At 65.6% G+C, this 8227-nt stretch carries 8 protein-coding genes; 3 read left to right on the top strand and 5 right to left on the bottom strand.

The window, feature by feature from the left end; all coding sequences use genetic code 11:
- Positions 1-1061 (top strand): serine hydrolase (locus tag VH499_RS23370; RefSeq protein ID WP_332055176.1); only part of this gene is annotated, 1061 nt, incomplete at its 5' end.
- A gap of 50 nt (positions 1062-1111) precedes the next feature.
- The gene (locus tag VH499_RS23365) at positions 1112-1489 is read left to right on the top strand and encodes a VOC family protein (protein WP_332055175.1); all 378 of its coding nucleotides are present in this window, start codon (positions 1112-1114) and stop codon (positions 1487-1489) included.
- A 3-nt stretch (positions 1490-1492) separates the two neighbouring features.
- Here VH499_RS23365 and VH499_RS23360 read toward each other — a convergent pair whose 3' ends face one another.
- The 5 genes from VH499_RS23360 to VH499_RS23340 form a co-directional block, all read right to left on the bottom strand.
- On the bottom strand, positions 1493-2227 hold the full coding sequence (locus VH499_RS23360; RefSeq protein WP_332055174.1) for a ribonuclease activity regulator RraA: 735 nt from the start codon (positions 2225-2227) through the stop codon (positions 1493-1495).
- Between the two features lie 98 nt (positions 2228-2325).
- Positions 2326-4278, bottom strand: a complete 1953-nt coding sequence (locus tag VH499_RS23355) for an AI-2E family transporter (protein WP_332055173.1) — start codon at positions 4276-4278, stop codon at positions 2326-2328.
- Positions 4279-4712: 434 nt separating this feature from the next.
- Positions 4713-6233, bottom strand: a complete 1521-nt coding sequence (gene xseA, locus VH499_RS23350) for an exodeoxyribonuclease VII large subunit (protein ID WP_332055172.1) — start codon at positions 6231-6233, stop codon at positions 4713-4715.
- A gap of 4 nt (positions 6234-6237) precedes the next feature.
- Positions 6238-6642 (bottom strand): type II toxin-antitoxin system VapC family toxin, encoded by a 405-nt coding sequence (locus VH499_RS23345; protein ID WP_332055171.1) that lies wholly within the window; start codon positions 6640-6642, stop codon positions 6238-6240.
- Positions 6639-6914 (bottom strand): type II toxin-antitoxin system Phd/YefM family antitoxin, encoded by a 276-nt coding sequence (locus VH499_RS23340; RefSeq protein ID WP_332055170.1) that lies wholly within the window; start codon positions 6912-6914, stop codon positions 6639-6641. The genes VH499_RS23345 and VH499_RS23340 overlap by 4 nt, the downstream gene beginning before the upstream one ends.
- A 37-nt stretch (positions 6915-6951) precedes the next feature.
- Between VH499_RS23340 and purD the strand changes: the two genes are divergently transcribed.
- A partial coding sequence (gene purD, locus VH499_RS23335) for a phosphoribosylamine--glycine ligase (RefSeq protein ID WP_332055169.1) occupies positions 6952-8227 on the top strand: 1276 nt, incomplete at its 3' end.

Genomic DNA, 8227 nt, shown 5'->3' with positions numbered 1-8227 from the left:
TCATGATTTCGACGGCAAGCCGGGCTTCGGCAACGCCGATGCCGGGAGGCTTCGCGCATCGCCTGTCGCAGGCGGAAGCTGCCGGCAAGATAAAGGGCCTGCACGCGCTTCTCGTATCCGGAGAAGGCCGGCTGATATTCGAGCATTATGGCCAAGGGGAGGATGAAAGCTGGGGCACGCCTCTCGGCCATGTCACTTTCGGACCGACGGTGCTGCATGATCTGCGGTCGGTCTCCAAGGGCGTCGTCGGGTTGCTTTATGGAATCGCGCTCGCCGATGGCAAGGTGCCGCCGCCCGCGGCGAAGCTCTATGCGCAGTTTCCCGAATATGCCGATCTGGCCGCACAACCGGGCCGCGAGCGTCTCACGATCGCGCATGTGCTCAGCATGACTCTGGGTACCGACTGGGATGAGCTCGCGATTCCCTACGGGGACCTCCGCAACAGTGAGAATGCGATGGAGGCGGCGCCGGATCGCTACCGCTTCATCCTGGAACGGCCGATCGTGGGCGAGCCCGGGGTGAAGTGGACCTATTGCGGAGGCGCCACTGCTCTGCTCGGGCATTTGATTGCCAAAGGCAACGGTCAGCCGTTGCTGGAATACGCGCGTCGCGTCCTCTTCGAGCCCCTGGGCTTCGGACCGAGCGAGTGGACCACGGGCCATGACGGCGAGCCGCACACTGCATCGGGACTGCGCCTGCTGCCGCGCGACATGCTGAAGGTGGGCGAGCTCGTGCTCGCAGGGGGCGCCTGGCAAGGCCGTCAGATCGTGCCCTCCGACTGGGTGACGCGCATTACAGCGTCCGTCGTCACCATCGATGCAGTGCGCAGCTACGGATATCAGTGGTACATTGCCGACCTGCCCGTGCCTGCCCTGCCCCAACCCGAGCACTTGATTGCAGGCATCGGCTGGGGCGGCCAGCGCCTGTACGTGGCGCCACGGCTGAAGCTGGTGGTCGCGATGAATTGTGGCAACTACGATCGTTCCGGACTCGAGCAAAGCCGCGTCGCCAATACGGTCTTGACCGAAGTCGTGCTGGCCGCGCTTGCATCGCCGAGTTGACGTCTGCAGCGGCGGACTTATCTCAGAATGGAATCGACCGGAGGTCTGCGATGCCCGCCCTCAATCACATCATCATTCCCGCCAAGGACAAGGACAAGTCGGCGACATTCCTTGCGAATATTCTGGGCGTCGAGGCCCGTCCGCAATGGGGTCCGTTCCGGCCGGTGCAGACCAGTAACGGAGTCACTCTCGACTTCGTCGATTCCAAGGACGTACGCACGCAGCACTATGCATTCCTGGTCGGCGAGGACGAGTTCGACGGTGCCTTCGAGCGGCTCAAGAAATCGGGCGCCGCCTACTTCGCCAATCACGACCGTAGCGGCGCCGGTGAGATCAATCATTATTGGGGCGGCCGGGGCGTTTATTTCGACGACCCCGACGGGCATTGGCTCGAGCTGCTCACCAAACCCTACGGCAGTACGCCTTAGCCCTCATCCGCCAGCCGGCTCGCCCGCCTTGAGCCAGGCCTGGTAGGCGGCCTTGGTCTCATCGTTTGGCGGATAGGTGCCGGGAATAGCCCGGCCTTGCCGGACGCGGATGGCGACGAACTTTTCCAGCCGCTCCTGCTCGAACGAATCGCGCGCGACCTCGTCGGCGATATGGCGCGGCACGACGATTGCGCCGTCCTCGTCGGCCACGATCACGTCACCGGGATAGACGGGCACGCCGCAGATGCCCACGGGCGCCTGGACCTCGACCGGGTGGAGGTGGTTCATGCTGGGTGGCGCGGCGGCGGCGGCGCAGAACACCGGGAAATCGAATCTGCCGATCACCGGCGTGTCGCGCATGGCACCGTCGCTCAGCACACCGGCCACGCCGCGTACCTTGAGCCGCAACGCCAGGATGTCGCCCAGCGTGCCCGACCGCGTGTTGCCCTCGGTGCCGATCACCAGCACATGGCCGGCCGGCGTCTCCTCGATGGCCGCGCGCTGCGCACTCGGCGGGTCGCCGGGCATGGGTGGCTTGTCGAGATCCTCGCGGCCCGGAATGTAGCGCAGCGTGTAGGCCGGGCCCACCAACCGTGCCGATTTCGGATTGAGCGGCCGCACGCCGGTCACCGCCGAATTGCGAAACCCGCGCTTCAGCATCTGCATCGAGACGGTCGCGGTGCTGGCATACAGGAAGTTCTTCATGGTCTCGGCCGACAGCGGCATCTCGTTGGGCACGATGTTTCCTCCAATTGCACGGTCATCCCGAGGGTGAAGCCGGAGCGACCTACGCGGGAAAAGCTCCCTCGCTTCGGTGCGATTTGCAATTGGCCCGACTAACCTGCCGCCGACGGCGTTTCGACAGACGACTCCGGACGGACGGCGCCGCTAGCGGCGGCCGTGCCACTGTCGACTTCGCTTGCGATCCGCTCCACAGCCTGGGCCAGCGATGTGACGACGAGATCGGCCTCGGACTGCCTGACAGCATTGTCGCGGTCGCTCTCCGCCTCTGTCTGCGTCCACAATCCGAGAACGACCCTTGCCCGCGGCAACCTGCGCCTGACGCGCCTCACCATGTAGCGCGCGCTCGTGAAGCCGCCCGGTTCCAGATAGGTAAGACAGACGACCTTCACGCCCCCGGCATCGAGCCGCAGGATATTGGGCGGCGAGACTTCCCGGCTCGGAACCACTCGCGCGCCCATCCCATGCTTCTGCAGAAGCTGCGCCAGCATCATGGCCGCGGCCTCATCCAGCGAGCCACGGCCGGCGACGCAGAGCACAGCGGCTTCTTGCGTGCCGGCTTCCTCCCGTGGTCGTGCCGGCGCCGCCGTTTCGTCGACCTTCTCGCCTTCCGTGCCACCAGGTGGTGCGTCGTCGTGATCGGAGAGATCGTCGACGAGCTCCTCGACTGCGTCCCTGATCTGGACGCGGCGATCGTGATCGATCACGCCGCGATTGACGTCGAGTTGGGCCAGCGCCAGCCCTCTGACTGCGATCTCGTCGTAGTATGCCGACAGGGTCTTGTCCTTGAGGTATTCCTCCGCTTGGTGGGCTGCTTCGTCCGGATCGCCGGCCAGCATGCGCTGATAAAAGCTCTCTTCAGGGGCCAGCGCCGGTTGATCGCCGAGCAGCACATCGAGGAACTGCAAGTGCTCGACATGTCGCCCGATGACGACAAGGCATACGGTCAGCGGGGTCGACAGGACGAGACCGACAGGTCCCCACAGCCAGGTCCAGAATGCTGCGGCGACCACGATCGCGACCGCCGACAGGCCGGTGCTGTGGGCGTTGAGCAGGGGCTCGACCACCTGACCCATGATCAGCTCGATGACTGCGAACAGGCCGATGGTCCAAAGCAGCATCGACCAATGCGGGTCGACGGCAAATGCCAACACCGTCGGAAAGAAGGCTGCGATCCATGCGCCGATGTAGGGCACGAACCGAAGCAGCATGGCCAGAACGCCCCAAAGGACGGGGTTCGGCACGCCTATTAGGAAAAGTCCGGTGCCGATCAAGACGCCGAAGCTCGCGTTGATCGCGCTCTGCACCAGGAAATAGCGGCTGAGCCGGCGGACGCCGTCGTCGAGCGCGCCCGTCGTGCGTTGAAGATCGTGGGCACCGACGAGGCGGATGAACCGATCCCGCAGGTCCTCGCGCTGCAGCAGGATGAAGACCAGAAAGATGATGACAATGCCGGTCGTCGCGAGAGGCCCCCAAAGAGGTCCGACGACGGAACGGATGACCTGGAGTGGCGCTGCGGGCGGCTCGCGGATCTCCACCGGGATCGGCTTCTGCTGCTGCTCGTCCGTCGACGCGGCTTCGGAGCTGCTGGTTGCGGTCCTGGCGGCACTCTCCGAGCTCCTCCTGATCTCCTTGCGAAGATCGGTGAGCATCGACGAGGCCCGCTCCACGATGCCGTTGCCGGCTGCGGCGGCCTGCAGGGACTGTATTTTCTGATTGATGGTGCTCTCGTACTGGGGAAGGTTTTCGGCGAGCTGTGCAAGCTGACCGCCGATCAGTCCGGCGACGCCGCACATCACCAGGAAGGCCAGGAACACTGCGACGAGCACCGACGACACGCGGCCAATGCGTGCCCGGCGCAGCAACAATACGAGCGGCGCCAGCACGAAGCTCAGCAGGATTGCCAGTGCGAGGGGCATCAGCACGTCGTGCCCGAAATACAGCGCCGCAACCGCGACGGCGAAGATCAGGGCCGTTCCGGCAGCCCCAATCGGCTCCGCGCGCCTGCGCGGCTCGGCCCACTCCCGGCGAACGAGCGAAGACGCCATGGCCGGCGTTCCCTATTCCCGTCCCGACCGACGACCGCACGCCATCAGGACCCGCGGAACCCGACTCCCAGGCCCGTCCGACGGCATGGCCCGACAGGATGATGGTTCCGACAATGGCGGCGACGAGGTCGGACGCCAGAGCGTGGCCATGCCGTTCACTACCCCGCCTGCACCAGATCCGGCCACCGGAACGAAGATGACCCAAGCCCGCCTAGACACATGTCCCTCCCGCGCTCGGATACCGCATGGGGCCTCACCCCGGTCGCTCGAAGAGTGCCCTCCTGCCGCTCAAGACCAATCTCGAGCCCGGACCGCCACCGGCGCTGCGGCCTGCCTAGAACGTTGGCCGGATGTGGTTGTTCCGCATTCGTCGCCGGCTCACGGCAAATGGGGCCGCGCGGTCGTGGCCCGGGCGCCCCTGTCCGGGGCCATGGTTACAGGAGCGACCCCTGATTGCCGCCCCCTTCACCGCGCCGGCGCGGGATGGTGGATGCCGGACGCGGTGCGGCGCCGATGCCGTCGGTGACCTTGGCAGCGACGCGACCGTCGGCGAATTCGATGCCGAGAGTGTCGCCAGCGCGCGTGTCCGAGGCCAATAGCACGGGCTGACCGTCCTGATCGCGCACCAGCGCGAAGCCGCGCTTGAGCACGGAGTGAAACGAGTAGCTTTCAAGAAGCTTGCCGAGTTGCTCGGTCCGCTCGTCGCAGCGAGTCAGCATTTCGCCCATGCATCGCCGCATGCGATCCGTGAACTGATCCAGTCGTTCGGCCGTCCGTTCTATCTTCTGGCGCGTATCGCCGACATAGCGGCGCATCGCACCTTCGAGGACTCGGCCTTCGCCCGCCAGCGCCTGCTCCTTGGCATTGATGACGGCCAGCGGACTGACGAGGCGCGCCGCCGCAAGCTGATGATCCCGGCGCTCGAGGAGCTGCCGGGTGGCGAGGGACAGTCGCTCGCCGCAGACATCGAGGCGCTGCTGGCGTTCCTCGATCAGCCGCAGCGGATCGCCGAGGCCACGGGCCAGCCCGGTCAACGCGACGCCTGCCTCGCGCAGGGCGCGGTTCATGCAGGCGATCGTGCGATTGCCGAGGTCGCGTACCTGGGCCAGCAGATCGCTGCGCACGGGGACAGCCATCTCGGCCGCCGCCGTGGGAGTCGGCGCGCGTCGATCGGAGGCGAAGTCGATCAGCGTCGTGTCGGTCTCGTGGCCGACCGCCGAGATCAGCGGGACGATCGAGGCTGCCGCGGCTCGCACCACGATCTCCTCGTTGAAGGCCCAGAGATCCTCGAGGCTGCCGCCGCCGCGCGCCACGATCAGCACGTCGGGGCGCGGCACCGGTCCCTCTTGCGGCAGCCGGTTGAAACCGTCGATTGCGGCCGCGACCTCGCCTGCTGCCTTGTCGCCCTGCACGGCGACCGGCCAGACCAGAACGCGCCGTGGAAAGCGATCGGCGAGGCGATGGAGGATGTCGCGGATGACCGCGCCGGAGGGCGACGTCACGACGCCCACGATCCCCGGGAGGAAGGGCAATGGCCGCTTGCGCGATGCGTCGAACAGCCCCTCGGCCGCGAGCTTCCTGCGTCGGTCCTCGAGCAGCTTCAGCAGCGCACCCTCGCCTGCAAGCTCGAGCCGATCGATGATGACCTGATAGCGCGAAGAGCCGGGATAGGTCGTGATCCTTCCGGTAACGATCACCTCCATGCCCTCCTCGATCCTGATGCCGAGACGAGGCATGGTGGTCTTCCAGCACACGGCATCGAGGACTGCATTCTCGTCCTTCAGCCGGAAATAGCAGTGGCCCGAGCGCGGAAATGAGGGCTGGCTGATCTCGCCGCGCACACGCACGCGCGGAAACGCGCCTTCGAGCTGGCGCTTGAGCGCGAAGGAAAGCTCGGAGACGGTGAATTCCGGGACGTTACTGAACGCGGTGTCAGGACCGTTCGCTTCCATCATTGGGCTACACCCGGGCATCGATGCAGACGAGCGGACCCTTCCAGGAGAGCAGCCTGGTATCTGCGGTGATGAGAGACGCGCCGAGATCGAAGGCGGTCGCAACGATGAGTCGATCCGCAGGGTCTTTATGCAGCCCTTCAAGCTCGTTCGCAGCAATCCCAATCGCTCCGTCGACCGGCACCTCCCGGATGCCGAAGCGCAGCACGTCGGCGCGCCAATCAGCTATCGTGCGCGTCAGCCGGAATTTACCCTTGCTGATCTTCAATGAGAGCTCCCAAAAAGAAATCGCCGAAACGTGAGCGGTCCCCTTGGCGACGGCATCATCGATCAGGACGCCCGCGCGATGACCAAGGGCGGCAACGCTTTCGACCGCCCAGACGAGTACATTGGTGTCGAGGACGACCGTCATTCCTTGAGGGCCTCCCAATCCTCATCCGTGGGTTCGGTGAGATCACCCATCAGGATGACCTGACCCTTGAGCGCTCCGACAATCGATTTGGGCTTCTCCACGAACGGCACGATCTCAGCCACCGGCTTCCCGTTCTTGGTAACGATCACGCGCTCATGCTTGGAAGCGACGTCGTCGAGAACGCCCAAAAACTTCGCTTTGCACTCCGACGCTTTCATGGTTTTAGTCATGGCGAGACCTGCAATATGACCATGGTCAAAGACTATGGTCATATTGTCAAAACCAGGCGGTATTTCAAGAGGTTGAACGATGCGAATACTGGTGGTGGGTAGCGGCGGCCGTGAGCATGCGCTGTGCTGGACCATTGCCGCCTCGCCGCTGTGCACAAAGCTCTTCTGCGCGCCGGGCAACGCCGGCATTGCCGAGGTCGCCGAATGTATCGCGGTCGGGGCTGAAGACATCGCGGGCCAGGTGGCGCTGGCCGAGCGCGAAAAGATCGATTTCGTCGTGGTGGGTCCGGAGGGGCCGCTCGTTGCAGGGCTTGCCGATCGCCTGGCCAAGGCCGGCATCAAGGTGTTCGGTCCTTCGGCCCGGGCGGCGCAGCTCGAGGGCTCCAAAGGCTTCACCAAGGATCTGTGCCGCCGCCACAACATCCCGACCGCGGCGTACGAACGGTTCACCGACGCGGCCAGGGCCGAGGCCTACGTCAGGGCGCAGGGCGTCCCTATCGTGGTGAAAGCGGACGGCCTCGCCGCCGGCAAGGGCGTGGTCGTCGCCGAGACGATGCAGCAGGCAGTCGACGCCATCCACGACATGCTGTCAGGCGACCGTTTCGGTACCGCCGGTGCCTCGGTCGTCATCGAGGAGTTCATGGAAGGAGAGGAGGCGAGTCTGTTCGCGCTGTGCGACGGCGAACATGCGTTGGCGCTCGCCGGTGCCCAGGACTACAAGCGCGCCTTCGACGGTGACAAGGGCCCGAACACCGGCGGCATGGGCGCTTACTCGCCCGCGCCCATTCTCGATGAAGCCATGATCGAACGGGCGATGCGCGAGATCGTGCTGCCGACGGTGCGCGGCCTGAAAGCCGAGGCAATGCCGTACAAGGGCGTGCTTTATGCCGGGCTGATGATCGGGCGCAAAGGTCCGCGGCTGGTCGAATACAACTGCCGCTTCGGCGATCCCGAATGCCAGGTGCTGATGAGATTGCAGAGCGATCTGCCGGGGCTCTGCGAGGCGGCGCTCGCAGGCAGGCTCGACGCCGTGCGCGCCGAGTGGGATCCGCGCGCAGCGCTCGGCGTGGTGCTGACCGCCGCGGACTATCCGGACGGCGTCAGCAAGGGCGAGGTCATCTCAGGTCTCGATCGGGCCGCGCGCCTGCCTGGCAAGGTGTTCCACGCCGCCACCACGACAAACCAGCAGGGTCAGGTCGTGACCAATGGCGGTCGCATCCTGTGCGCGGTCGGGCTGGGGCGCGATGTCGGAGCGGCTCAGAAACAGGCTTACGCGCTGGTCGATGCCATCGAATGGCCTGGCATGCGCTATCGCAGGGATATCGGGTATCGGGCGGTGGCGCGCGAGGCGCGCG

The sequence above is a fragment of the Reyranella sp. genome, assembly GCF_036558665.1.
Lineage (GTDB): Bacteria > Pseudomonadota > Alphaproteobacteria > Reyranellales > Reyranellaceae > Reyranella.
This window is presented reverse-complemented; position numbering and strand designations above follow the sequence as displayed.